This is a genomic window from Corallococcus caeni, assembly GCF_036245865.1.
Lineage (GTDB): Bacteria > Myxococcota > Myxococcia > Myxococcales > Myxococcaceae > Corallococcus > Corallococcus caeni.
This window is the reverse complement of record NZ_BTTW01000009.1, coordinates 32456-57211: the sequence shown is the minus strand read 5'-3', so window position 1 is coordinate 57211 and position 24756 is coordinate 32456. Positions and strand designations below refer to the sequence as shown.

The 24756-nt window shown below is 69.5% G+C and carries 18 protein-coding genes and 1 tRNA gene; 3 read left to right on the top strand and 16 right to left on the bottom strand.

All coding sequences use genetic code 11. The features are described 5' to 3' along the window. Nucleotides 1-68: 68 nt before the first annotated feature. From AABA78_RS31425 to AABA78_RS31390, 8 genes are all read right to left on the bottom strand, one after another. Nucleotides 69-2582: a VIT domain-containing protein gene (locus AABA78_RS31425; protein ID WP_338268837.1), complete on the bottom strand. Its 2514-nt coding sequence runs from the start codon at nucleotides 2580-2582 to the stop codon at nucleotides 69-71. 146 nt (nucleotides 2583-2728) lie between these two features. Further along, entirely contained in the window at nucleotides 2729-3496 is a 768-nt protein-coding gene (locus tag AABA78_RS31420) for an HNH endonuclease family protein (protein WP_338268835.1), read from the bottom strand. 38 nt (nucleotides 3497-3534) lie between these two features. Beyond that, nucleotides 3535-4848: an AAA family ATPase gene (locus AABA78_RS31415; RefSeq protein ID WP_338268834.1), complete on the bottom strand. Its 1314-nt coding sequence runs from the start codon at nucleotides 4846-4848 to the stop codon at nucleotides 3535-3537. Between the two features lie 125 nt (nucleotides 4849-4973). After that, nucleotides 4974-6098 (bottom strand): slipin family protein, encoded by a 1125-nt coding sequence (locus tag AABA78_RS31410; protein ID WP_338268833.1) that lies wholly within the window; start codon nucleotides 6096-6098, stop codon nucleotides 4974-4976. Nucleotides 6099-6368: 270 nt separating this feature from the next. Beyond that, nucleotides 6369-6438: transfer RNA gene (locus tag AABA78_RS31405), tRNA-Leu, on the bottom strand. Nucleotides 6439-6674: 236 nt separating this feature from the next. Further along, complete coding sequence (locus tag AABA78_RS31400; RefSeq protein ID WP_338268831.1) at nucleotides 6675-7340, bottom strand: class I SAM-dependent methyltransferase; 666 nt, start codon at nucleotides 7338-7340, stop codon at nucleotides 6675-6677. Between the two features lie 35 nt (nucleotides 7341-7375). Next, nucleotides 7376-9520 carry a glycogen debranching protein GlgX gene (glgX, locus tag AABA78_RS31395; RefSeq protein WP_338268829.1) on the bottom strand — a complete coding sequence of 715 codons (2145 nt, stop codon included), beginning with the start codon at nucleotides 9518-9520 and terminating at the stop codon, nucleotides 7376-7378. Between the two features lie 137 nt (nucleotides 9521-9657). After that, nucleotides 9658-10926, bottom strand: coding sequence for a hypothetical protein (locus tag AABA78_RS31390; RefSeq protein ID WP_338268827.1), 1269 nt, complete (start codon nucleotides 10924-10926; stop codon nucleotides 9658-9660). 246 nt (nucleotides 10927-11172) lie between these two features. On the opposite strand from AABA78_RS31390, the gene AABA78_RS31385 reads away from it, so the two are divergent. After that, complete coding sequence (locus AABA78_RS31385; protein ID WP_338268825.1) at nucleotides 11173-11385, top strand: hypothetical protein; 213 nt, start codon at nucleotides 11173-11175, stop codon at nucleotides 11383-11385. Between the two features lie 191 nt (nucleotides 11386-11576). On the opposite strand, the gene AABA78_RS31380 is transcribed toward AABA78_RS31385, so the two are convergent. The 3 genes from AABA78_RS31380 to AABA78_RS31370 all read right to left on the bottom strand — a co-directional run bounded on the left by AABA78_RS31380 (nucleotide 11577) and on the right by AABA78_RS31370 (nucleotide 15627). Continuing rightward, the gene (locus AABA78_RS31380) at nucleotides 11577-12158 is read right to left on the bottom strand and encodes a hypothetical protein (protein ID WP_338268823.1); all 582 of its coding nucleotides are present in this window, start codon (nucleotides 12156-12158) and stop codon (nucleotides 11577-11579) included. 225 nt (nucleotides 12159-12383) lie between these two features. Next, entirely contained in the window at nucleotides 12384-13094 is a 711-nt protein-coding gene (locus tag AABA78_RS31375; protein ID WP_338268821.1) for a hypothetical protein, read from the bottom strand. A gap of 46 nt (nucleotides 13095-13140) precedes the next feature. Further along, on the bottom strand, nucleotides 13141-15627 hold the full coding sequence (locus tag AABA78_RS31370; RefSeq protein ID WP_338268819.1) for an efflux RND transporter permease subunit: 2487 nt from the start codon (nucleotides 15625-15627) through the stop codon (nucleotides 13141-13143). A 484-nt stretch (nucleotides 15628-16111) separates the two neighbouring features. On the opposite strand from AABA78_RS31370, the gene AABA78_RS31365 reads away from it, so the two are divergent. Next, nucleotides 16112-18595: an efflux RND transporter permease subunit gene (locus AABA78_RS31365; RefSeq protein WP_338268817.1), complete on the top strand. Its 2484-nt coding sequence runs from the start codon at nucleotides 16112-16114 to the stop codon at nucleotides 18593-18595. Nucleotides 18596-18791: 196 nt separating this feature from the next. After that, entirely contained in the window at nucleotides 18792-19436 is a 645-nt protein-coding gene (locus AABA78_RS31360) for a sterol desaturase family protein (protein WP_338268816.1), read from the top strand. 40 nt (nucleotides 19437-19476) lie between these two features. Here AABA78_RS31360 and AABA78_RS31355 read toward each other — a convergent pair whose 3' ends face one another. The 5 genes from AABA78_RS31355 to AABA78_RS31335 are packed head-to-tail and all read right to left on the bottom strand — an operon-like array spanning nucleotide 19477 to nucleotide 24546. After that, nucleotides 19477-20058, bottom strand: a complete 582-nt coding sequence (locus tag AABA78_RS31355; protein ID WP_171419308.1) for a phosphatase domain-containing putative toxin — start codon at nucleotides 20056-20058, stop codon at nucleotides 19477-19479. Between the two features lie 18 nt (nucleotides 20059-20076). Next, the gene (locus tag AABA78_RS31350) at nucleotides 20077-21072 is read right to left on the bottom strand and encodes a hypothetical protein (RefSeq protein ID WP_338268813.1); all 996 of its coding nucleotides are present in this window, start codon (nucleotides 21070-21072) and stop codon (nucleotides 20077-20079) included. Then, nucleotides 21062-22306, bottom strand: a complete 1245-nt coding sequence (locus AABA78_RS31345) for a GtrA family protein (protein ID WP_338268811.1) — start codon at nucleotides 22304-22306, stop codon at nucleotides 21062-21064. The genes AABA78_RS31350 and AABA78_RS31345 overlap by 11 nt, the downstream gene beginning before the upstream one ends. Then, a complete protein-coding gene (locus tag AABA78_RS31340) occupies nucleotides 22299-23234 on the bottom strand; it encodes a phosphatase PAP2 family protein (protein WP_338268809.1) in 936 nt (311 codons plus the stop codon). Before AABA78_RS31340 ends, AABA78_RS31345 begins: the two co-directional genes overlap by 8 nt. Further along, entirely contained in the window at nucleotides 23212-24546 is a 1335-nt protein-coding gene (locus AABA78_RS31335; RefSeq protein WP_171419316.1) for an inositol-3-phosphate synthase, read from the bottom strand. Before AABA78_RS31335 ends, AABA78_RS31340 begins: the two co-directional genes overlap by 23 nt. Nucleotides 24547-24756: the final 210 nt, after the last annotated feature.

Here is a 24756-nt window from a genome sequence, read left to right as displayed (position 1 = left end):
ACAGCCCCGCGCCGGTGAGGCGCGGGGCCAGAAACGGACCGCCAGGGTACCCGAGATTGATTCGCGGGTCAGTCATGCCGGGCGTGGATGACGCGCAGCGTCTCCCGGCGCTCGAAGCGGTTGCCGGCGGCGTCGCGGGCGACGAACACCAGCTCATATGTCCCGGCCGGTGTGCCCTCGGGGATGACCAGGGCCTTGGTGAAGCGCAGGCGGTCCTGCGTGTCGAGGAGCTGCTGGTCCTCGCCGAAGAGGTCGCCGTACACGCTGACCTCCTGCGTGGCCTCCACCGCGTCCACGTCCAGCGTCAGCGTGTCACCGGGGGCCACTTCCTTCTGGGAGAGGACGACGTCGAAGTCGTTGCCCTGGGAGTCCAGGCGGTAGCGCACCTCGCTGCGCTCCACGCGGCCGTCCGCCAGCTCCGCGATGATGAACACCGTGTAGTAGCCATCCGCGATGCCCAGCGGCACGAGGAAGCGGCCGCGCCAGGACTTCGTGAGCGTGTCGAACGTGAGCGGCTTCACCAGTCCGAAGGGGAAGTAGGCGGTGACGCGGCGGGCGTTGCGCGGGGCGCGCACGGAGATGATGGGGTCGCCGGGGGGAATCTCCTCGCGGCTGAGCGCACCCGCCACCATGCCGTCAGGGAGCTGCACGGGGACCATCTCGCGGACCGTCTCACCGTTGGGGGCCGTGCGAGCCACCTGCTCCACCGCGACGAAGGACGTGTAGCGGCTCATCAGGTGGTACTGGAGCGCGGTCTCGGTGATGCCCTGGATGATTTCCGGCGTCTCGCCACGGTAGCCCGCCACGGTCAGCTCCTCGATGCGCTGGCGGGCCCAGAGGCTCTTGAGCGAGCCGTGCTCCGGGGCGACTTCGGGGAAGTGCACGGGCACGTCGAAGCGGCGGACCTCGCCGCGCACGCGGCCGGAGATGCGGAGGACGCCGTCACCGGTGCCAGTGAACTTGCCCACGAGGAACAGCGGCTGGCCGGCGAAGAGGTCCGGCACGGACTTCGGGTACACGTCGCTGACGGGCAGGCCGTCGGTGTCCACGACGAGGGAGGTGAGGACCGGGCCGCGCATGCGCTGCTCGAACTCGCGGGCGACGTCTTCCTCCGGGCGGTTGAGGTTGACGAGGGTGGAGGCGCCGCGGCCCAACTCGCCCATCTTGGTGATGAGGTATCGGTTCGTGCTGGAGCCCACGCCGGCGGAGAAGATGCGCGTCTCTTCCCGGAGGTGCTCCTGGAGCGTGCCGAGCACCTGCTCATCCGCGCCGATGAGGCCGTCCGTCATGAAGAGCACCATGCGCAGGCGGGCCGGGTCGTTCTCCGGGACCATGGCCTCCTGGGCGGCGATGTTCACGTCGGTGCCGCCACCGCCCCAGAAGTTGGCGACGTAGGGCAGGGCGTTCTGGATGTTCTCCGGCGTGGCGGGGACGGCGGTGGGCGCGAACTTGGTCACCTGCGTGTCGAAGTTGAGGACCTGGAAGGTGTCCTCCGGCATCAGGTGGTTGAGCACTTCCTTGGTGATGGCCTTGGACTTCTCGATGGCCAGGCCGGACTGCGAGCAGGACGTGTCGAGCACCATGTAGAGCTCGCGGGGGACGATCTCCTTCTCGGTGGGGGACAGCTGCGGGTTGAGCATCACCAGGAAGTAGCCGTGGTCCGCGCCGGGGTCGCGGTGCATGAGGACGGCGGGGCGGATGAGCGCGTCGGCGACGACGTACTCCAGGATGAAGTCCTTGTTGGGGATGCGGTCATCGCGGCCCAGGCTGACGGTGGCGCGGGACTGTCCGTCGCGCTTCACGTCGACGCGGTGGGTGGTGGAGCGCAGCGAGTGGACCGGGAGGCCCGCGTCCAGGCGCACGGTGATCTGGATGTCGTGGCCGCTGCGCGTGTCGGTGAGCACCGGGGGCGTGATGCGGCTCGCGTCGGGGACGGTGGTGGTGTCGGGCTCAACGCCTTCACCCTGGCGCGTGGGCAGCGGCTGGCCGCCGATGAAGCGGGGGCCGACGACCATGGGGAAGCTGAAGCGGTAGGTGCCCGCGTCGTAGGTGAGGCGCTCCACGTAGTGGATGCGGACGCGGATGGTTTCACCGGGGAGGATGTTGGCGACGGACTGGGTGAAGATGTTGGGGCGCTCCTGGTCGAGCAGCGCGGCCGTCTTGCCCTCGGCCTTGGCGCGCTCGTAGGTGTCGCGGGCCTGCTCGCGGGTCTGGATGACGCCCTGGATGACGCGTTCACCCAGGTGCATCTCCATGCCGTCCACGGCGGCCAGCTCCGGCAGCGGGAAGACGTAGAGCGCTTCAAGGGGAGCGGTGTATGGGTTCTCGAACACCTGCGTCACGGTGACGGAAGCGAGGAAGCCGCTGACCTCCGCGTCCACCTCCGTGTGCTTGAGGCTGAAGGTGCGCGGCTCCGTGTCCGGGCACTCGGTGGCCTCCGCCTGCTGCGGCTGCGCACGGAAGCGCGCCACGAGGGTGCCCTGGGCGACGCCCGCGGTGGGCGAAGCGGCCGGGGGACAGGGTTGCGCGGAGGCCGGGGCGGCCAGAAGACAGACGAAGAGCGTGGCGAGCAGGACTCGCATGGTCGGGAACCTTGGTTTCAGGGTGTGCCCGTGGACATTGCAGCCCCCGGGCCAACCCTGGTTCCCCTCTGAAGCGACTGGGAGTGGGGGCGCCGGGAGACAGTCCGGGCGTGGGACCCGTGGCTACAGGGCCACAGGGTCCGGCGCTACCACCCCAAGGCTTCGGGAGCCGCTTCGAACAGGCGCTTCAGCTCCGGGATGAGCTGATGCTGGCGCTTCATCTCCCGCCAGACCGTGGCGTGCTGGCGCGTCTGGATGTCGTGCGCCAGGTGCTGGAGATGCTCTGGAGCGTGGCCGTGGGTCCGGTCCTGGACGTATCCCCTGAGGTGCATCAAGAAGTCGCGATAGGCGTGGTAGCGCGTACGCGGGAGCGATTCACGGCTGTTGAGGCAAAGAAGATCGATGGTGTACTTCGCACGCTGGTACGCCACGGTGCCCGGTGCAGCAGTGGCGGTGAAGAGGAATGTCTGCCGGATCTCCAGGCTCATGAAGTCCATGGGATCTTCCACGCGAGGATCCAGCAGCACGGGAGTGCCAGGGACGGGAGCAACCATGGGGGCGTTACGTCGGCGACCCACGTCCGTATGGATGCCTGTCTCCTGCGCGAAGACCGCGAAGCGGCTGTTCTTGGGCCCGTTGCAGGGACCGCAGGCATACAGGTAGTTCATCCAGGCAAAGGTCAGCTCTGGATACAGAGCCTTGGGCCTGATGTGCTCCACCTCGTCGGCCAAGGAGTCCTCGCAGTAGGCACAGCGTTGGACGCCCACGGACATCTTCGACAGGGTCGCCTTGACGGTGTCGAAGGTCGCGTTGCCCTTCCTATTCAGACTGCTGAATCGCTCCTGCGCGCGTTCGACGCGCGTCTCGTAGTCGGGGAGCGAATCGATTTCCTGCTGGTAGCCCTTCAGTTGCATGTTGGCCGGTTCCGGCAGCGGAAGGTTCGGGAGATGGATCAAGGCTGCGGCACCTCCGTGTCGGACGGAAGAGCGCTGGATGCGGTGGGAAGCTGCGCGCGCAGGTGCTGCTGTTCCGCCTGTTCCTCGGGGGACAGGCCCTGCGCGAGTTCCTTCTGGTTGAGGATTGCGAGCCGTTCGAGCTTCTCCAGTGCTTCGGGAGAGCGCAGCGGCACGTCACCAAAAGCCCCTGTGCTGTAGGCGTCCAGGACGTTTCCGTAGAGCAGCCGGTCGAGTGCGACGCCCGTGACCATGCCCGCTTCTTCGTCGGTGCCCGGCCTTGGAAGGCGGAACACGCTGCCCACGGTCGCGGCCTGGCAGATGAGCGGACTGTGCGTCGTGACGATGAACTGGATGTTCGGGAAGTGTTCTCGGAACCAGCGACCGACTCTTCGCTGCCACACGGGATGCAGGTGCGCGTCGATCTCGTCAATCAGGACGACACCAGGGACGACGATGGTCGTTGAGTCCCCAGGAGCGAAGAGCTTGTCGCCCCCATAGGCTCGCGCGAGCTGTCGGATCAACTCGAAGGTCATGCTCAGGATGGCGCGGTACCCGTCACTCAGGTTCTCGACAGGAATATCGCAGCCGTTGCCATCGACGAACCGAACACCCTTGGAAGAGATCGATTCGAGTCGGGCTTCGTTGGGTAGGAAGTCCGGCTGGTTGATGAACTGCTTCAAGGACTCAAGGAGGTCCCCTTCGGGATCCTTCTCGAGCTTCTTGAACTGGAGGAGCTTGAGCCATTCAAGACATTCCGAGAGTGCGACGGCCTCACCGAAGACGGACAAATGGCGGGCCAGTTTGGGGTTCGATTCGAACAGCTTGGCTTGTTCCGAATCGCCCCCGGCAAAACGTCGAAACGGACCGTAAGAAGCAGAGAACCATCCGGCTCCCTCCCCCCAAACATGAGATTGCTGAACGGAATTGTCTGGCTTGTTGACGAGGTAGGCCTGAGCCGGCTGCTCTCCCATCTTGATGCGTATCAGCTGTAGCTCGGCACTTAGAACATGGTTAGGAGGCGGAGGGGCCGCGTCGACAAATTGGTCGTACTGCTCATCCCATTTCAGTTTGAGATGCGCGATGGCGAATAAGGCGCTAACTCGAAGCCACTCGTTCCAGTCCTGCCGGAGCGCTATGGCCTCCTTCGGTCCTACGAGCGCGAGCGCGATGGCGCGAAGGAACGAGCTTTTGCCCGCACCGTTGTCACCGATGATGACGTGCCACCCGTGGCCAGACTGATGGTCCGGCAGCGCCCACGTCAGCGACTCGATGGACCGGATGTTGGAGAGGTGGACCTCTTTCACGTACATGCGCCCTAGCTCGCCCGAAACAAGGGGAGGGGTCAACCGTTGGCATATGCCTACGAGACCCGCTGAACGCACGAAGGCCCCCGGACCGCACTTCCGGTCCGAGGGCCTCGATTCTCACAGCGACCTCAGCCGCCCTTGAGCTGGAGCGTGGGCACCGCGCCCTCACCGAGCACGAGGTGCACCTGACCCACCTTCGCGGCCAGGTCCTTGTACGCCTCCAGCTCCTTGAGCCGCACGAGCAGCGGGTTCTCCGCGAGCACCTTCGCCGTCTGTGCCATGGAGCGCGTCGCCGCCGTCTCCTCGCGCCGCAGGATGACGTTGGCCTCCGCTTCCTTCTGCGCCTGGATGACCCGGTTGAGCAGGTCCTTCATCTCCTTCGGCAGCACCACGTCCTTGATGCCGAAGCGCAGCAGCTCCAGACCCACGCCCTCCGCCCCCGACTTCACCTGCGCGTACAGCTCCGTGGACACCGCCTCACGCGCCGCGAGCAGCTCGTCCAGCGTGCGCGTGGACACGGCCTCGCGCGCCGCCAGCTGCATCGCCAGGTAGAGGATTTCATCCGGCGCTCGGGCCACCACCGCCAGCCGCCGCGCGTCCACCACCCGGTACGCCGCGGACAGGTTGAGCCGCAGCGACACGCGGTCCTTCGTCATCACCTCCTGGCCGGTGACGTGGAGCAGCTTCTCGCGCAGGTCGATGACCGCGAACTGCACCTTGCGCGCGACCGTCCACGCCGCGTGACGGCCCGGCGGCAGCACCGCGTCCAGCACGCCGTCCACGTAGCGCAGCGCCACCGTGCCCTCCGTGGCCGTGGCCTCCGTGTAGTCACTGGCCGGAATCAGCGCGCGCACCTCGTCACGCGGGGGCTCCGTCGCCACCCCGGACACGTCCACGCGCTCCACCCGCACGGTCGGCGACTCGGGCCGACCGGTACGACCGGGCAGCCGCTGCGCCGTCCACACCTGGTGCTGTCCCCGGCCCAGCCACCGCACCGGCTGGCCGTGATGGAAGACCACCGCGCGCTCGTCCGCGCCCAGCTCCAGCACCTGGAGGTCCTTCTCCGGCACCAACGAGAGCTTCGCTTCGTCCAGCCGGGTGACGGGTGGCTCCAGCGGCACGCGCTCGAAGCGGACGTGCTGGAACGGACGCACCACCCAGTGCCGGCCCGGCCCCAGGTACTGCTCCGCCCGCCCGTTCACCACCACGAACAGCCGCTCGTTCTGCGCCACTTCCACCCGACCGATGCCCATGACACGTCACCTCGACGACAAGAAAGGAGTGCAGCCCGGCTGCTGGAGAAAAGGACCCCGCCGCCCCACGGGCGCGTCGCGCGAACAGACCGTCCGGAGCCGCGTTCAGCCGCCCGAACCTCCGCACCGGATGCCGGCCACGGACGGCGACCGGAGCGCTTCCGCGAACGGCACGGAAGTCTCCGGAGGCCCTGGCGGCCGGCCAGTGTGCGGCGTGGGGAGGAGGACGCGGTGGACTCGCGTTGGCACCAGCGAAAAACGACGGGGTCCAGGCGAACGAAGGATTCGAACCTTCGACACCGAGATCTTGAGTCTCGTGCTCTACCGTTGAGCTAGTTCGTGTTGTGCCCAGCAAAGGGCAGCCATGCGCGCCTCACGGTGGCGCGCGACCGGTACGGCCTTCAATCGCGGCAGGAACACCCGGCGGTGATGGCCGTGAGGAACGTCCGAGTCCCATGCCCCGGCGCAAAGCGCCCTCGCGTGGAACCGGACGCCTCGGGACAACCCCGTGCGCCCCCTGAAGTTCGCCGACGGGGCCAGCAGACGCGGGCGCGCTGGAATCCTGACGGCGCTTCTTCAGCCGCGCCTCACGTACCACCAGCCGAACCACATGGTGCGCTCCTCCGCGAGCAGCTCCCAGCCGGGCGCGTGCAGGTAGAAGTCCGTGCGCAGCCCGGCGATGTCCACCGCGCGCGCCGTCTCCACCGCGCTCCACAGGTGCAGCGTCACGTCCGTGTCCGCCGTGCGCACCCGGCGCGTGGCCTCCTCGTGCGCCTCCAGGCCCTGACGGCGCTCCAGCACCGTGAACAACATCCGCCCGCCCGGCTTCAACACCCGGCCCAGGTGCCCCAGCACGCGCGACAGGTCGTCACAGAAGTCCAGACAGCCGATGGCCAGCGCCACGTCGAAGAGGCCCAGGTCCGCCGGCACCGGGTCCAGGTAGCTGTGCACGCGCCACGTGCCCGATGGCCGCGCGCGCTTCGCCAGTTCCAGCATCTCCGGCGCCACGTCCAGGCCCACCACGTCCACGGACGCGTCCAGCCCTCGCGTGTGCAGCGCCGGGCCGCAGCCCACGTCCAGCACGCGCAGGTCCGGCTTCACCACGCCCGCGAGGAAGCGCTCCACGCGGTCGCCGTAGCGATGCAGGGACGGGTAGAGCACCTCGTAGGCGGAGGCGATCTCCCCGTACACCTTCGCGACGGCGACCTCGTCACTCCTGACGCCGTCTCCTTCACCCTCCATCCCTTGCGCTCCTGATCAAAAGCGCCGGCACGTTATCACGGCGTGTTGTTGCTCCCCGGCTTGCGGAACACCGCCAGCGACCGCCCGACCATCTCGAACCTGCCGGGCTTCATCTCCTCGTCGCCGCGCTGGTCGTCCGCCGTGTACAGCTCCAGCCGCCACGCGCCGCCCTCGCCCGGCGGCGGCACCGTGAAGGGCACCGGCTCATGGTGCGCGTTGAGCAGCACCAGCAGGGAATCGCCGCTGACGCGCTGGCCGCGCTCGTCCGGCGTGGGGATGGCGTCGCCGCCCAGCAGGAACGCCAGCGACCGCACGAAGGGCTTCTGCCAGTCCTCCGCGCCCATCTCCGTGCCGTCTGGCTTGAACCACGCCAGGTCCTTGTGCTCGGACTCCCACAGGTGCTCGCCCTGGAAGAAGCGGCGGCGCTGGAGCACCGGCTGCCCGTGGCGGAACTGGATGAGCTTGCGCGTGAACTCCAGGAGGTCCTGGCGCGTCTTGTCCAGGTTCCAGTCCACCCACGACAGCTCGTTGTCCTGGCAGTAGGCGTTGTTGTTGCCCTGCTGCGTGCGGCCCATCTCGTCGCCCGCGACAATCATCGGGACGCCCGTGGACAGGAACAGCGACGCCAGCAGGTTGCGCTTCTGGCGCTCGCGCAGGGAGATGATGTCCTTGTCGTCCGTCTCCCCCTCCACGCCGCAGTTCCACGCCTGGTTGTCGTCCGCGCCGTCGCGGTTGTGCTCGCCGTTGGCCTCGTTGTGCTTGCTGCTGTACGTGACCAGGTCGTGCAGCGTGAAGCCGTCGTGCGCGGTGACGAAGTTGATGGACGCCTGCGGCCTGCGGCGCGCCGCCGCGAACAGGTCCGCGCTGCCCGTGAGCCGGTAGCCCACCTCCGCGGCCTGGTTCTCGTCGCCCTTCCAGTACTTGCGCAGCGCGTCCCGGTACTTGCCGTTCCACTCGTGCCACGGCGACGGGAAGCCGCCCACCTGGTAGCCGCCCAGCCCCACGTCCCACGGCTCCGCGATGAGCTTCACGCGGGAGAGCACCGGGTCCTGGTTGATGATCTGGAAGATGGGCGCGTTCGGGTCGTAGCCGCCCTTGCCGCTGCGGCCCAGCACCGTGGCCAGGTCGAAGCGGAACCCGTCCACGTGCATCTCCTCCACCCAGTAGCGCAAGCTGTCCACGATGAAGCGCGCCGTCTGCGGGTTGGAGGCGTTGAGGCTGTTGCCGCACCCGGTGAAGTCCAGGTAGTGCCGCGCCTCCGGCATGGTCCAGTAGTACGACGCGTTGTCGATGCCCTTGAACGACAGCGTGGGGCCCAGGTGGTTGCCCTCGCACGTGTGGTTGTAGACCACGTCGAGAATCACCTCGATGCCCGCCGCGTGCAGCGCCTTCACCATCGACTTGAACTCGGCCACCGCGCCGCCCGGCGTCTTGCGGCTGGCGTAGCGCTGCTCGGGCGCGAAGTAGTTCAGCGTGCTGTAGCCCCAGAAGTTCGACAGGCCCTTGTCGTTGAGGAACGAGTCGTCCGCGAACTCGTGCACCGGCAGGAGCTCCACCGCGGTCACGCCCAGCTTCTGCAGGTGCTCGATGATGACCGGCGAGCCCAGGCCCGCGTACGTGCCGCGCTGGTGCGCCGGCACGCCCGGGTGGCGCATGGTGAGGCCGCGCACGTGCGCCTCGTAGATGACCGTCTTGCGCCACGGGATGTCCAGGCGCCGGTCATTGCCCCAGTCGAAGAAGTCGCTCACCACCACGCCCTTGGGCATGCCGGCCGCGCTGTCGCGCTCGTCGCGCATCAGGTCCTTCTTCGGATGGTCCAGGGGATAGCCGAACACCGGCTGCTTCCAGTCCACCTCGCCGAGCAGCGCCTTGGCGTAGGGGTCGACGAGCAGCTTGTGCGGGTTGCAGCGGTGCCCCTTCTCCGGTTCGTAGGGCCCGTGCACGCGCAGGCCGTACAGCGTCCCGGGCTCCAGGTCCGGCACGTAGCCGTGCCAGACGAACTCCGTGCTCATCGGCAGGTCGAAGCGTTCAATCTCCTTCGTCGGGTCCGCCCGGTCGAAGAGACACACCTCCACGCGCGTGGCCACCTGCGAATAGACCGCGAAGTTGGTGCCCGAGCCGTCGAAGGTCGCGCCGCGCGGCCAGGGCTTGCCCGGCCAGATTTCCCGCTTGCTGCTCATGCGTCTCACTCGATTCCGTGGGGAAGGTGCCCGCGGAAGGTGGGTGCGACCGCGCTGTGCGGCAAGACGTCCGGGTGCGCTGACTGTCCACCGGGCGGCGCTTTGGCAAGTGGTAGGTGCCGCAACGACTTGCGGGGTCAGGCGGCGACGGCGTGGTCCAGCGAGCGCCAGGTGCCCAGGGCCCAGTCCCGCTCGTCCGGATCATCGAAGCTGACGACGCAGAGGGCGCGGCGGTTTCCGGAGCGGCACAGGGCCGTCAGGCGGCACTCGCCGGGGCCCATGTGCAGGGACGCGCGGCCGCTGACGCGGGCGCCGTGGTGCTCCAGTTCCAGGGCGCGGCGCTCGGGGCTGGTGGGCGCGAGGCTGTCCTCCACGGAGTCCTCCAGCGGCAGCACGCGCACGGTGCGGCGGTGGTCCCGGGCCACCCAGCTGCCGTCGCCCAGGCGCGTCTCGGCCAGGGAGCCGGGGATGCGGATCTCCCAGCCCTCGGGGAGCGCCACCTGCACGGAGCCCCGCCGGTAACCAATCGAAGGCCCGACGCCGGGCGACTCCAGGGCCCGGCGGTGCACCTCCTCCGCGACCGTCCCGCCCATGCCCAGGTAGCCGAGCACCTCCTGCCACTCGCGCCACGGGTAGGGGAGCGTGGGGTCCTCGCGCCACGCCTGCTCCAGCAGCCGGGCCACGTCGCGCAGGCGCTGGCGCTCCTCCTCCAGCAGCGGCGAGCGCCAGACGACGTCCGTCCACAGGCGGCACATGGCGCGCGTGAAGCGCTCGCGCGCGTCCACGCCGGGGTTCCACCAGGGGAACACGTCCGTGCCCTGCCGCGGGTCTTCGTGCACGGTGCGCAGCCAGCGCTCGTCGCGGGGGCCCAGCGGCGTGAGCAGCGCGCCGGGGTGCTGGAAGGTGTGGCCGAAGCGCATGGACAATCCGAAGCCGGAGTTGCCCAGGCTGCGCATGCGCAGCACCTGGCCCACGGAGTGCTGGAGCCACCCCAGGAAGTGCTCTTCAATCGGGCCCGCGTCGCCGGTGTGGAAGTAGCCCGTGGCGTCGCCCACGCCCACGTCCTCGTCGGGCGGCGCCCAGCTGATGCCGTGCAGGTCGCCCAGGTGCTTGAGCAGGTCCACCAGGTAGCGGTGATAGCCGGGGCCCACGGCGCTGGTCTCCGCGGACACGACGATGCGCTCCCGGGTCGCCGCGAGCAGCGACACCTCCGGCGCGGCCGGGTGCAGGCGCAGGCGCAGCACGGGCGCGCCCTGGGGGCCGTCCTCGATGCGGCTGCCCTCCAGCACCCCGTCCGCCACCTGCTGGACCCAGGCCTCCACGCGCTGGAGCCAGGGGAGGGGCGCCTCCGGGGGGGCGAACAGCGGGTCGCTTGCTCCTCGTCGGCCTGCCAGCAACAGCTTCATGCGGTGGATGCTCTCGGTTCGGGTGCGCGCTGCCTGGACCTCTTTGGATAAGCCCCCGGTCGCTCCCTGTCATCCAAGAGCAACGCATTCCGGAGGCCGGGGGGCATGCGGGCAGGGGAGCGCCCGGTGGGGACCGCCATGGCCGCGAAGGATGCCAGCGAGCATCCCAACTGGGGCCCCCCTTCCTGGCGGCATGCGGAAACCCCCCGGCCTCCCCACCCTGAGGAGGGAAAGGAGGCGTTCGTCATGAGCAAGAAGGACGTGCTGCACATTCCCCTGGAGGGGGTGCCTCCCGCGCCAGCGCGCGAAGCGGGGACGGAGGACGAGGGCCGTGAACACCGCGTGCCGTCCACCTTCGACCCGGGCGGTGGCCCCGGCAATGGCCCGGGTGACAACGGGAGCCCGCGCATCATCGAACCGGTGGGGCAGCCCTATTCGCCGGGCGTCAAGGTGACCTGAGCCTCCAGGCTCCGCTGTCTCCAGGACCCCGCTGACGCCGCATGGGCGTCGGCGGGGTCTTGTTGTTCGCGCGGGGTTCGTGCGCCAGGCCTGGCGCTGGAAACGAAAGAAGCGCCCGCGACCGGTGAGGGTCGCGGGCGCTGCTGAAGTCACCGCGCCGCCGTGGGTGTCACGGCGGAGGGTGGAGGGGCCTAGCGCGTGGTGCCGGTGTTGGGCGCCATCGTGCCCGTGGAGTCCGGCGTCGGCGTGGTCATGTCGCCCTTGGCGCCGGAGCTGTTCGGGTCGAGCGTGGAGTCGTTGGGCAGGGTGCTGTCGTCCGGGGTGGTGCCGTCGTCCGTGGACGTGCCGGAGCCGCCCGTGCCCGGCTCGGTCATCTCGCCGTCGTGCACGCCCGGCTCGGCCTCGCCGGTGCCCGCGCCGCCGGTGCCCGGATCCATGGTGCCTTCGTTGGTGGAGGGCGGCTGCGCGCTCTCATCCGTCGTGCCGGAGCCGCCGGTGCTCATGTCCGAGGGAGGCATCGTCGAGTCCTGCGACGAGCCGCTGCCCGTGTCGTAGCCGGAGCCGCCGCTGCTGGGCGGCGGCGTGGTGGTGGTGCCGGAGCCGGAGGTGTCCGTCCCGGTGCCGCTGGAGTCCGTGGGCATGGTGGAGTCGGAGGCCGGCGTGGGTTCCGTGCCGCGCGTCGCGGACTGATCCGACTTACAGCCCGTACCGAGCGCGAGCGCGCCCGCGAGAACCGCCGCCACCGTCAGCTGGGTCTTCAGGAACTTCTTCATGTGGATTCCCCCGATAGGAGTCTGACTGCTTGAAAGGTCCTGGCTACCTGCAGGACCGAAGGTGAGCAGGCCCCTCGGTGTGTGCAGGGGTGGCTCATCCGCCTGCCTGCTCGGGGAACGGCGGGGGCGGGTGGAATGGGAGGGTTGCAAGGGGCTGCACGTCCGCCAGCGCACGCCCTCCCTGTCACCCGGGGGAGGGGCGCCTGGCCGGAGGCCGCCAGCGCTTCACGGTCCCAGGGGGCGCTGGGTCACGTCGCCGCCACCGGGCGACGTCACGGAGTTGCTGGACGTGTTGCTGTCCGGCGACAGCGTGGTGGGCTGGGAGCCCGTGATTCCCGGGGGCGTGAGGCCGGTGGCGGGCGGCAGCACCACCCCCATGTCGGACGTCGTGCCCGTCGGAGTGCCCGGCGTCACGGTGCTGTTGGAGGCGCCCGGCAGCATGGTGCCGGGGGTGGTCGTGGCGGGTGGCATCAGCGCGCCCGTGGTGGCGGTGGAGCCCGTTGAACCCGCCACGGTGCCGCTGGTGCCAGGGAGCACCGCGCCGGTGCCCGTCACGGTGGTGCTGGTGCCGGGCGCCACCACCGTGCCGTTGCCCGTCACGGTCGTGCTGGTACCGGGGCCCGGCGGCAGGGTGCTGGGGGCGGTGCCGGCGACGAACGGCTGGGCGCTGTAGGGCTGCGGAATCACCGCGCCCGTGCTCGTGCCGCTGCCGCCAATGCCCGGGTTGGCCGCGCCGGTGGGGTCGCCCAGCGGCTCCGTGTACGGGTTGCCGATGGGGCTGCCCGCGGACGCGGTGGGGGGCGTGCCCGCCGGCGCTCCCGGGTTCGGCTGGCTGTTGGTGATGGCGGCCGCGGAGTTCGGATCCACCTGGGCGTTCGCGGAGCCCAGCGCCAGGGTGCTCGCCGCCAGGCTCATCCAGATCCATTGCTGAGACATCGTGCCGCTCCTTGCGCGTGCGCGGCCGGGCGTGCGACGCCTCGGCCTAATGGGTGGGCGTGGGCCGGTGAGGACCCTGGCCGTCTCCCATGAGTTGCGCACCCCGGGGACGCGGGGGAACCGCACGGTGGCGCCGCTTGCGCTCGGAGAGCACCAGCAGCAGCGCGGGGAAGGTCACCAGCATGATGAGCAGGTTCATCCCGAACCCCACGTTCGCCAGCGCCCCAATCGAGTTGAGGCCCGGGTGGTCCGCGAGGAGCAGCGCGCCGAAGCCCACCGCGCTCGTGAGCAGGCCGCCGCAGATGGCCTTGCCCGTCTCCGAATACACCCGCACGAAGTCGCTGCCCGGCGACGTGAGCCGCGTGATGAGGTGCACGCCCGCGTCCACCGTCGTCCCGATGAGCACCGGGATGACCAGGATGTTGAGGTAGTTGAACTCCATGTGCAGCAGCGGCATCAGCCCCAGCATCGCGAACAGCGACACCACCGTGGGCATCAGGCACAGGAGCGCGCTGCGCAGGGAGCCCAGCGTCAGCCACATGGCCACCAGCACCGTGAGCGTGGAGCCCAGGAGGATGAACGGCGCCTCGTGCGACACCATGTTCACGATGTCCGCCTGCACCATCGCTTCACCGGCCACCACCGCGGTCCGGCCATCCGGCAGCTTCACCCCGCGCACCTCCTTCGCCATCCGGCGCATGGCCTGGCCGTCGGACTGGTCCGCGGACGGATACACCAGCACGAAGCCGGTGCCCGGGCCGCCGCGGCCCTCGAACTGCTGGCGCACGCTGGGCGGCAGGTCCGCCACGGTGAAGGGCCGCGCCTCCACCTGCACGCGCAGCTCCGCCAGTTGCTTGCGCTGCGCGGGGTTGAGCTGGCTTTCGGGCACGTTCTTCAACAGCTTCCCGATGTCCTTCAGGATGGTCTGCTTCTCCTGCTGCCGGTCCGGCACCAGGTTCGCGAGCGCCGCGACGAAGTCCACCGTGGAGCTGGCGCCCCGCTGCTGCTTGCGCGCCTGGAGCTCCCGGACGACCGCTGCCTCCTCCTCGCGGGAGTTCGTGAGCACCACCAGCGGGACCTGTGAATAGCCGATGAGCTGGTTGACCGCGCGGTCCAGCACGAACGAGTCCAGGCGCTGGTCCTGCAACGAGGAGATGTTGTAGTCGAACCGCAGGCGCGGCAGCTGCGTGAGCAGGCCCGCAACGATGAGCGCGGACACGACGGTGAGCAGCCCGCGCCGGTGGGTGAGGATGTTGCCCAGCGGGGCCTCCGTCGTCTCCGTGGAGGCCGCTCGCGGCTTCCAGCCCCAGCGCGACACCAGCCCCAGCAGCGCAGGCAGCACCAGCACATACGCGAGGACGAGCACCAGCATGCCCACGCCCGCGATGACGCCGAACTCGCGGAACGCCCGCAGGCGGGACGTGCCCAGCACGAAGAACGTGAGCGCCGCCACCAGCGCGGACACCAGCGCCGCGCCCCCCGTGTGCGTGAACGCCTCGCGCGTGGCCTCCAGGGAGGACCTCCCCTCTCCGCGCAGCGCGAGGTAGCGGCCCATCAGGTGGATGCCGTGCTCCACGCCCAGGCCGCCCAGGATGGCGCCCAGGAAGGCCGTCAGCAGGTTCACCTGCCCGTACGCCACGCCCACCAGGCCGTACGTCCACGCGAGGCCCGCGCCCACCGGCGCCAGCACCAGCCCCACCGCGATGACGCCGCGGAAGTGCAGCAGCAGGTAGAGCAGCACCAGCACCGTGGCCACCGTCGAGGACACCGCCACGTCGCGGGTGATCTGCGACTGCTGATCCATCTTCTTCTGGAACGAGCCGGTGATTTGCGTGTGGAAGCCCGGCCCGTACTTCGACAGGTCCTGCTGCTTCAGCAGGCCCTGCACCTCGCCGACGATGTTGCGGGAGAAGGTGAGGTCCGCGGACGACGTCTCCGGCTTGGCCAGCACCACCACGCGGCGCGCGGCGGGATCCAGGTAGTAGTCACTGGGGTGGCTGGCCAGGCGCGTGACCGCGGCGCCGCCGTACTTCTTCTGGATGTCGCTGAAGTCCAGCGACGGGGCCGGCGCGTCGTCCAGCGACACGAAGAGCGGGTTGGCGTGCTGCCGCTCCCAGGTGAGCCGCGCGTCGATGCGGCGCTCCACCTCCTTCAAATCTTCTGGCGACAGGAAGTAGAGCGCATGGCTCTGGAAGAAGCGGCTGGGGCGGGTGATCTCCACGTAGCGGATGCCCGGCAGCGCCTCCAGCTTCGGCGCCAGGTCCTGCGCGAACCGCTGGAGCTGCGCCGGGTCCGCGTCCTCGCCCACCACCACCACCCACCCCTGCGCGCCGAAGCGCTCCTCCAGGCTGTGGATGGCCTGCACGCTCTCGAAGGAGTCGGGCAGCAGGGCCACCAGGTTCGCGTTGAGCGTCAGGTGGCGGGCGGACAGCAGGCCCACGACGGACAGCAGCAGCGCGCAGACGAGCGCGATGACGGGGCGGCGGTGGTTGTGCGAGGCCAGCGCACCCATCGTGCGCTCCACCCGGTGCATCCACCCGCGTCCCGCTGATGATGACGAAGACGGGTTCGAGGCCATCGACCGTGGGCGCCCGTGCTCCGGGAGCCGGCACCAGCCGGACCGGGGCACGCGGCGGCATCCCCTCCACGCGGCGCCTGCCCTGCTTCCTGGCAGGGGCCGCGTCGAAGCAAAAGCTGACCATGCCGCAGACCTCTGGCACGACAGCGCGAGGGGACGGCCCGCCCGCTCCCCATGCCCTGTGAGGCGGTGGGGCAAAATGCCTCAACATTCCCGAGCAGGTGGATCCGCTGGCGTGTCGCGCATTGGGGCGACATACATGGCGCGGTTTGTTCATGCCCCGTTTGTTCCCCGGGCCAGGCATGCGGCCAATGGAGGCCCCGGGGCGATGCCTGGACGCACGGGGGTCCGGGGCATATACGCGTAAACGGCCCGGTTCGTTCGGGCTCAAGGTTGCCCCGGTCGTCACGGCGGGGGCTTTCAGCAGGAAATCACATCCATGAGTGAGACGCGGTGGTCCGGACGGTTCGAGGCTGCGATGGGCTCCCTGGCGGCCCGCAGCCACCAGCGGCCCTGGGTGGCGTTGTTCGTGACGCTGGTGCTGACGTGCCTGGGCACCTTCTTCGCGCGAGACCTGCGCCTCAACGCGGACCTGGCGAACCTGTTGCCCAAGTCGTTCCAGTCCGTGCAGGACCTGGAGAAGCTGCGCACGCGCTTCGGCGGCATGGGCAACGTGGTGGTGGCCGGCATCGGCGCGGAGCCTGAACAGCTCAAGCAGTTCGTGGATGACATGGCGCCGAAGCTGGCGACGCTGTCGGAGATCCGCTTCGTCAACGCGCAGCGGCCCAGCCAGTTCTTCGACGAGCACGGCCTCTACTACGTGGACCTGCCGGACCTGAAGACCATCCAGGAGCGCATCGACGCGAGATTCGCGTGGGAGAAGGAGCAGGCCAACCCGCTCTTCGTGCGGCTGGAGGAGGAGCCGCCCCCGTCGCTGGACTTCAGCGACATCCAGAAGAAGTACACCGGCGGCGCGAACATGCGGCTCGCGGGGCAGGGCGGCCTGTACTACCTGGATCCGCAGGAGCGCATGGTGGTGATGCTGCTCAAGGCCAAGGGCTCGTCCGCGGACCTGGGCTACTCCAAGACGGTCATCGCCCAGGTGGAGGACTACCTGTCGAAGCAGGACCTGTCGAAGTACGGCCCCGGCTTCCACACGGAGATCACCGGCACGTTCAAGAAGAAGATCGACCAGCAGGCGGTCATCACCGGGGACCTGGCGCGCGCGTCCACGCTGGCGCTGGTGCTGCTCTTGGCCTACCTCATCTTCCACTTCCGCAGCGGGCTGTCCGTGGGCCTCACCATGGTGCCGGTGGTCGCGGGCCTCGCGTGGACCTACGGCTTCGTGGGCGTGGCGTACGGGCAGGTGAACCTCCTGACGGGCTTCCTCGCCGCGGTGCTGGGCGGCCTGGGCGTGGAGCACGGCATCCACCTGTTGGGGCGGTGGGGGACGCTGCGCTCGGAGGGCATGACGTCGGAGGAGGCGGTGCGGGAGACGTTCCGGCACACGGGCTTCTCCGCGCTCATCTCCGCGCTGGTGGCGGCGCTCACGTTCCTGAGCCTGTCGCTGTCGGAGTTCAGGGCGTTCCACGAGTTCGGCGTCATCGCGGCGGTGGGCATGCTGGTGAGCGTGGCGTCCTACCTGCTCATCCTGCCGGCGCTGCTGGGGCTGGTGTCGCGCTGGGGCTGGGTGCCGCGCGAGCACCAGTCGCAGTCGGGGCCCATGGCGATCCTGGCGCGCTTCCTGCCGCGCCGCTACCGCGCGGTGGTGATTGTCATTGGCGTCGCGCTGGTGGCGCTCATCAGCCAGGTGTACCGGGTGACGTTCAACTACGACTCCACGAAGCTGGATGACGTGTCGCTGCCGAGCGTGCGGTTGGATCGGCGCATCGACCACATCCTGGGCTACTCGGCGACGCCGGTGGTGGTGCTGACGGACACGGAGGCCATGGAGCGCGAGGTCGTGAACCAGCTCCAGGCGCGCAAGGCGAAGTACGGCAAGGACTCCACCATCGACTTCGTGGGCGCGCTGGAGGACCTGGTGCCCCAGCACCAGGAGGAGAAGCACGCGCTGCTCCAGTCCATCCACCAGAAGCTCCAGCGCATCGACCCGTCGCGCGTGGAGAAGGCCCAGCGCGAGGACCTGCTGCGCGCCGTGAAGATGACGGCCGCGAAGCCCTTCACGCGCGAAGACCTGCCGGTGGGCTTGCGCCGCCAGTTCGAGCCGGCGGCCGGCCAGAAGGGCGGCGTGGTGCTGGTCTACGCGAACGTGAGCCTGTCGGACGGCGTGGGCACGCGGCGCTTCACCAAGGAGGTGCGCAACCTCCAGATGCCGGACGGCAGCCAGGTGTCCGCGGCGGGCGAGGCGCTCATCCTGGCGGACATCCTGGACATGGTGGCCTCCGAGGGGCCGCGCATCCTGGTGGCCGCGGTGGTCAGCGTCTTCCTGGCCATGTGGCTGACGCTGGGCTCCTTGCGCAACGCGTTCATCTGCATGCTGCCCACGCTGCTCTCCATCGCGGCGCTGGTGGGCCTGATGGCCCTCATGGGCCTGCAGTTCAACTACCTGAACATCGTGGTCATCCCGGTGCTCATCGGGACGACGGTGGACGCGGGCGTGCACCTGATTGAGCGCCTGGGTGAACCGGGAGCGGACTTCACCACCGTGTACGCGGAGACGGGCCGGGCCATCACGGGCGGCCTGCTCACCAGCGCCATCGGCTTCCTGGCGCTGGTGTTCGCCAAGCACCCCGGCCTCAACTCCATTGGTGACCTGGCCAACCTGGGCTTCGCGGTGAACATGGTCATCGTCCTGGTGGGCTTCCCGGCGCTCCTGCTGCTGGTGGACCGCTGGCGCAACAAGCACGGCGCCGCGACGCCCACGCCCGACAGCGACGAGGCCCAGCGCCCCGCGGAGAGCTGAAGCACGACCGCGAAGCCGTGCGGACAAGGAGGCCCCGGCACAGCACGCCGGGGCCTTCTTCATTGCGCCCGGAGGGGCCGGGGGTGGCCCGAAAGGCGACACTGCGGAGGGACGAACGGGCATGGGCGCTCGGGGGTCCCCGGCCCAATCTTCACCCGGTATGGGGCGCCCATACTTCAGGCATCAATCTGGCCGGATGTTCGAGAACGCCTTCATGGAGGCGGCTTCGAAGCTGCACCCCGCGGTGCCGGTCCTGCTCTACGTCCCGCTCACGGTGGGCCTGCTCGGGTGGGGCCTGTACCGGGGACGGACGACGGTGGGGATGAGCGTGCTCTTCGTCCCGCTGGGCCTGCTGACGTGGATCCTCATGGAGTACTGCACCCACCGGTTCTTCTTCCACTGGGAGGGCAAAGGCCCGCTCACCCGGCGCGTGCATGAAATCGCGCACGGCTACCACCACAAGTACCCGGACGACGCCCAGCGCCTGGTGATGCCGCTCATCGTCACCGTCCCGCTGTCCTCCCTCATCGGCGGGCTGCTGTGGTGGGTGGGCCACCCGGCGCAGACGCTTCCGTACTTCGTGGGCATCGTCTGGGGCTACGTGGCCTACGACACCCTCCACTGGGCCACGCACCACCGCACGCCGCGCACGGCCTGGGGCAAGGCGCTGCGCGCGCACCACATGGCGCACCACTTCGCGACGCCGGACCGCAACTTCGCCATCAGCAACCGGTGGATGGACACGCTGATGGGCAGCGGCGGACGGGCCCCCAGGCGCTCCGGGAAGGACGCGCCACGCGAGGACGCTCGCACGCAGACCCGCTCCGACGTGAAGGCTTGAGGCGCCGCGTGGACGGCCCGTGAGGGCGGCCCTCCGCTCCCTACGCGGCCTGCTCCGGCACGCCCGTCCACGCGGCCACGAAGTCCGCGAGTCCCCGCAACTGCCGGTCGTTCAGCGTCGCCTGCCACCGGGCGTGGCGCACGGCCCGGTAAGCCTCCGGCGCGTCCCAGCCCCGGGCCACCATCACCGCCAGCCCCATCAGCGGCCCGCGGCCCACGCCGTGCTCGCAGTGCGCGTACAGCACGCCGCCCGCGTCCAGCCGGGGCAGCGCCCAGCGCACCCCTTGCGACAGCTGCTCCACGGACGGCGGATAGCGGTCCGTCACCGGCAGGCTCAGGAGCTCGATGCCCAGCGCCGCCAGCGCCTCGCGGTCGTCGCAGCGCTCCGCGCGCAGGTCGATGACGCAGGTGATGCCCCGCTCCTTCAGCTCGCCGTAGCGCGCGCGGGACACGCTGCCGCCCACGTGCAGCCACGGGTTCACCTGGGACACGTTGAGGGCGCGCTTGCCGGGGAGCTTGGTGGTCCACTCCACCCCGCGCGCCACCACCCGCAGCACCTGCTTGCGCACGAAGCCCCGGACGCCCGGGACGTGATGCACCGACCGCAGCAACGACTCGCTCACGCTGAAGACCCCTGCCGGCTACTCGCCTTCCATCGACACTTCCATCAGCCCTTCCACCGGCGCCTTGCCCGGACGCTCCATCACGCCGCGCAGCAGGTACGTCACCGGCGAGCCCACCACCGGCCGCACCAGCCCGCCCAGCACCCCCAGCGACTCCACCGGCGCGCTGCGCTGGAGGAGGGAGGTGCCGCGCAACGTCAGCGCCGGCTTGCCGTCGCGGTCGGTGAACTCCGCCCGCCACGTGCTCTTCGCCTTCTCACCCGTCTGCGTGAGCGTGAAGGACTCCAGGAGCTTCGCGTCCCCCTTGTCCTCCCAGACGTACACGGGCGCGTAGTCGCCTTCCTGCCCTTCACGCCCCAGCACCACCGCGTACGGCGGACCCTTGAGCGCGCGGAAGCGCACCCAGCGCTTCGCCAGCTTCGCCGGCGCCACCGTGCTGCGCGAGTGGTCCACGTACCCGCCGCCCTTCAGCGTCACCGCCTCCCGCTGGGGCACGCGGAGCGTCACCTTCACGGGGCTGCCGGCCACCAGCACCTCGTGGCGGTAGCGGTCCTTGCCGTTCTCCACCACGGAGCCCTCCGGCGACCACGCCTCGGGCTTGCGCGCGTACTCCAGCTTCACCCGGCCGTTGTCCAGGGGCGCCTCCACCGTCAGGCCCGTGTCCGTGGCCCGGGCGAAGCACTCGCCCAGGGTCAGCGTGTCCAGGGCCGGGTCGTAGCTCCAGTCATTCGCCCCCATGCGCTTCTGCGGCGCCCAGACGGGCTTGCCCGGCTGCAGCACCGTGGCGCGGCAGATGCCCGTGCGCGACCCCGGGCCGATGTTCGTCACCGACAGGCTCACCGCCACGTAGGTGCCGTCGTCCGTGTCCGCCACGAAGTAGAAGCTCTCTCCGTACCGGTCGCTGGAGTTGTAGGACAACCCCAGCACGCCGCCCGCCGCCGCCACCCCCGGAAGCGAAAGCAGGGCCCCCACCAGCAGGGCCCTCAAGCCGCGGGCGCGCGTCTCACGCCGCATGGGGCCGCTGCTCCAGGAGCTCGTCCGCGGTGTTGTCGTTGAAGACGTAGTCGCGCTGCAGCGGCAGGTTCCACGCGAAGTAGACCACCCCGCGCACCACCCACCAGCCCAGCGTGTACGCCAGCTGCGGGTGCAGCGTGAGCAGCGCCACGCCGCCCGCGTTGAGCAGCGCGCTGGTGGAGCTCACCAGCGTGTAGCGCGCCAGCTGCGGCGCCACCGCCCCGTTGCTGCGGAAGGTGATGACCCGGTTGATGGAGTAGTTCACCACGCCGCCCAGCACGCAGCCGGCCACCGTGGCCCACACGGGGGAGATGCCCCCCCACTCCACCATGCCCAGCACCGCGACGAAGTCCACCGCCGTGGCGATGGCGCCCGCCGCCGCGTTGAAGCCGAACAGCGCCACGCCCGAGCGCGGCTGCACCGGCTTCTTCGGCGTCAGCGCCCGCACCAGCGTGCGGAAGCGCGACACCGCCGTGACGTTGCTCAGGATGGCCACGAAGACGAGCCCCGCCACCGCCAGCCAGTGCATGGGGTGCTTCTGCTCCGGCCAGAACAGCGCCTCCAGGATGGGCGACAGCGCCGTGCCCACGCCCAGGAACAGCACCCGCTCCAGCCGCTGCATCGCGCCGTCGCGCACGCTCACGCCCAGGCCCTCGCCCTTGGCGCGCACGTACGGCACCAGCGAGGAGCCCAGCAGCGCCCCCAGCGCGGGCAGCAGCACCCAGGTGTCCCGGTAGTACCAGGCCAGGCCCATCAGCATCGCGGAGTCCACGTAGCGGTCCAGCACGGAGTCCAGCGCCGCGCCCGCGGGGTTGGCCTCCTTGCGGGTGCGCGCCACGCGGCCGTCCATCACGTCCAGCACGCCCGCCAGCAGGAACAGCCAGCCGCCCAGCGCGAAGCGGCCCGCCGCCACCGCCACGCCGGACGACACGCCCAGGAGGCCCGACAGCATGGACAGCGCGTTGGCCGGCAGCCCCGAGCGCAGCAGCACCCGCCACAGCGGCTGGATGACCCAGAAGAAGTAGTGGCGCAGGAAGAAGCCCACCAGCACCGACTTGCCTCGCGTCAGCGTCTCCGCGTCCCTCGGGATGCCCTTGATGGCGCACCGGATACAGAAGAGCACCAGCCCCACGAGGAAGTAGGCGATCGCGAAGAGCGCGGGCGCCAGGGCGGTCCAGATGCGCGCCGAGGGGGACAGGTCTCCACTCAGCAAGGCCAGGACGTTGTCATGCACGGGTGTTTCCTCCAGACGGCAGGGTCACTGGCGCCATTCCTGGCGCTTCCAGGGCCCGTCTTGCGAAGACAGCCCTCACGACGACGAAGGCCACGACCGCCGCGGTGACTCCCGCGAGCACGTCGAGGACGTAGTGATGCGTGAGGTACACGGCGGAAAAGGCGACGAGCACCGCGAACAGGCTGGTGCCCACCCGCCACGCGGGGCCCTTGTGCCAGAGGACGAGCACCATCATCAGCGGGTAGGCCGCGTGCAGCGACGGCATGGCCCCGAAGACGTTGGGGTTGCGGGAGTAGAAGTTCGCGAAGTAGTGGATGCCGAAGAAGGCGTCGAAGCGCGCGGTGCCCGCCGGACTGGGTGGCGCCGCCAGGTTCGCGAGTCCCGGCCCGTACTTCAGGACGTACCAGGGGGGCGCCGCGGGGTAGAGGACGTAGACGACGACGCCAATGGCGTTCACCACGAAGAAGGCCCAGCAGAGCTGTTCGAACCTCGCGTCCTTCTTGAAGAAGAACCAGAGCGCCACGAGGAAGACCTCGTAGATGTAGGCCGCGTAGGCGAAGCCGCACAGCAGGTCCAGGAACGTGTTCGGGTGCCGCGACCACCACTCGGGCCAGTGCGTGGCGCCCGGGGCGGGGAACAGCAGCTTCTCCAGGTTCCACAGGTCGCCGGTGTGGATGGTGCCGCGCACCCCCAGCCACAGCGCCTGGCTGTCCAGGATCATGCCGGTGAGCCACAGCGGGAACGCGCCGCGGAGGAACCGCCGCGGGCCGGCGCCGGCCCAGGCCAGCACCACCAGCAGCAGGTCCGCCGCGACGTGCTCCCACCGGACCCTTCCGGTGGAGACAACCAACGCGAAGTGGCCCGTCGCCAGGACGGTGACGAGCCACTTGAACGCGGAGGCGTTCTTATCGGGAGAGCGGGAGGTCATCCCCGTAGTAGTCCAGCCCCAGGTGGGTGATGGGCTCTTCGCCCGCGACGACGCGCAGCGTGTTCTTCAGCTTGGTCAGCTGGATGAACAGGTCGTGCTCCACCGGCAGGCCGGGGTGCGCCATCGGGCTCTTGAAGTAGAAGGACATCCACTCCTGGATGCCGCGCCACTCCAGCCGCTTGGCCAGGTCCATGAACAGCGCGATGTCCAGGACGAGCGGCGCCGCCAGGATGGAGTCGCGGCAGAGGAAGTTGACCTTGATCTGCATCGGGTAGCCCAGCCACCCGGTGATGTCGATGTTGTCCCAACCCTCCTTCGCGTCGCCGCGGGGCGGGTAGTAGTGGATCGACACCTTGTGCGAGTACTTGTTGTACAGCTCCGGGTACAGGTCCGGCTGCAGGATGGTGTCGAGCACGCTCGACTTGGTCACTTCCTTGGCCTTGAAGGCCTGCGGATCATCCAGCACCTCGCCGTCGCGGTTGCCCAGGATGTTGGTGGAGAACCACCCCTCCAGGCCCAGCATGCGCGCCTTGAGCGCGGGCGCGATGACCGTCTTCATCATCGTCTGGCCGCTCTTGAGGTCACGGCCCGCGACGGGCACGCCCTCCTGCTTGGCCATCTCCTGCAGCGCCGGCGTGTCCACGGCGGCGTTCGGCGTCCCGTTGGCGAACGGCACGCCTTCCTTGATGGCCGCGTAGGTGTAGAGCGCCGTCGGGTTGATGTCCGGGCTGTTGGCGTCCAGCGCCTTCTCGAAGTTGGCCAGCGTCTGGAAGGCCTCCGGCAGCGGGCGGAAGGTCTCCACGCTGCTGCACACCACCATCACGGCGCGCTTGGCGTTGAGCTCCTTCTTGAAGTCCCGGATGTCCTGGCGGATGGCCTCGATGCTCTCGCGGTGCGTCTTGGTGGCCTTGATGTGGTTCGCCGCGATACGGCGCACGAACTCAGGGTCGTGCACGCCCGGCTTGGGCTTGATGCCCTGCAGGAAGGGCTTCACCTGCTCCATGTGCTTGTCCGTCAGCACGCCCGAGCGCACGGCCACCTGGTAGGCGTCCTCGTTGATGATGTCCCACGCGCCGAAGACGACGTCCTCCAGCGAGGCCAGCGGCACCAGCTCGTTGAGCTTCACGGTGCGGCCGTCGGTGCGCTTGCCCAGACGGGCCGTGCCCATCTGCGTGAGCGAGCCGATGGGGGCGCCCTTGCCCTGCCGCGCCAGCTCCACACCCGCCATCAGCGTGGTGGAAACAGCGCCCAGGCCCGGGATGAGCACCGCCAGCTTGCCCTCGGGCTTCGCGACCTTCTTCTTGTTCTCCATCGTCCTGATTCCTTCGAAAGGCGGGAAATTCGCTCCGCCCGTAATGAGCGTCTCCGAGTCCGTCCATCCGGCGCCGGCAGGCTGCCGGACGGAAGGTGGAAAATCTCGAAAGCGGATGGTTGATACTCTAAACCGTCGGTCACTTCAACGTGATGTGTGGACGGTGCCCGGCTCGTACCACGGCGGGGCCCGGCTGCATGACTCGGGCCG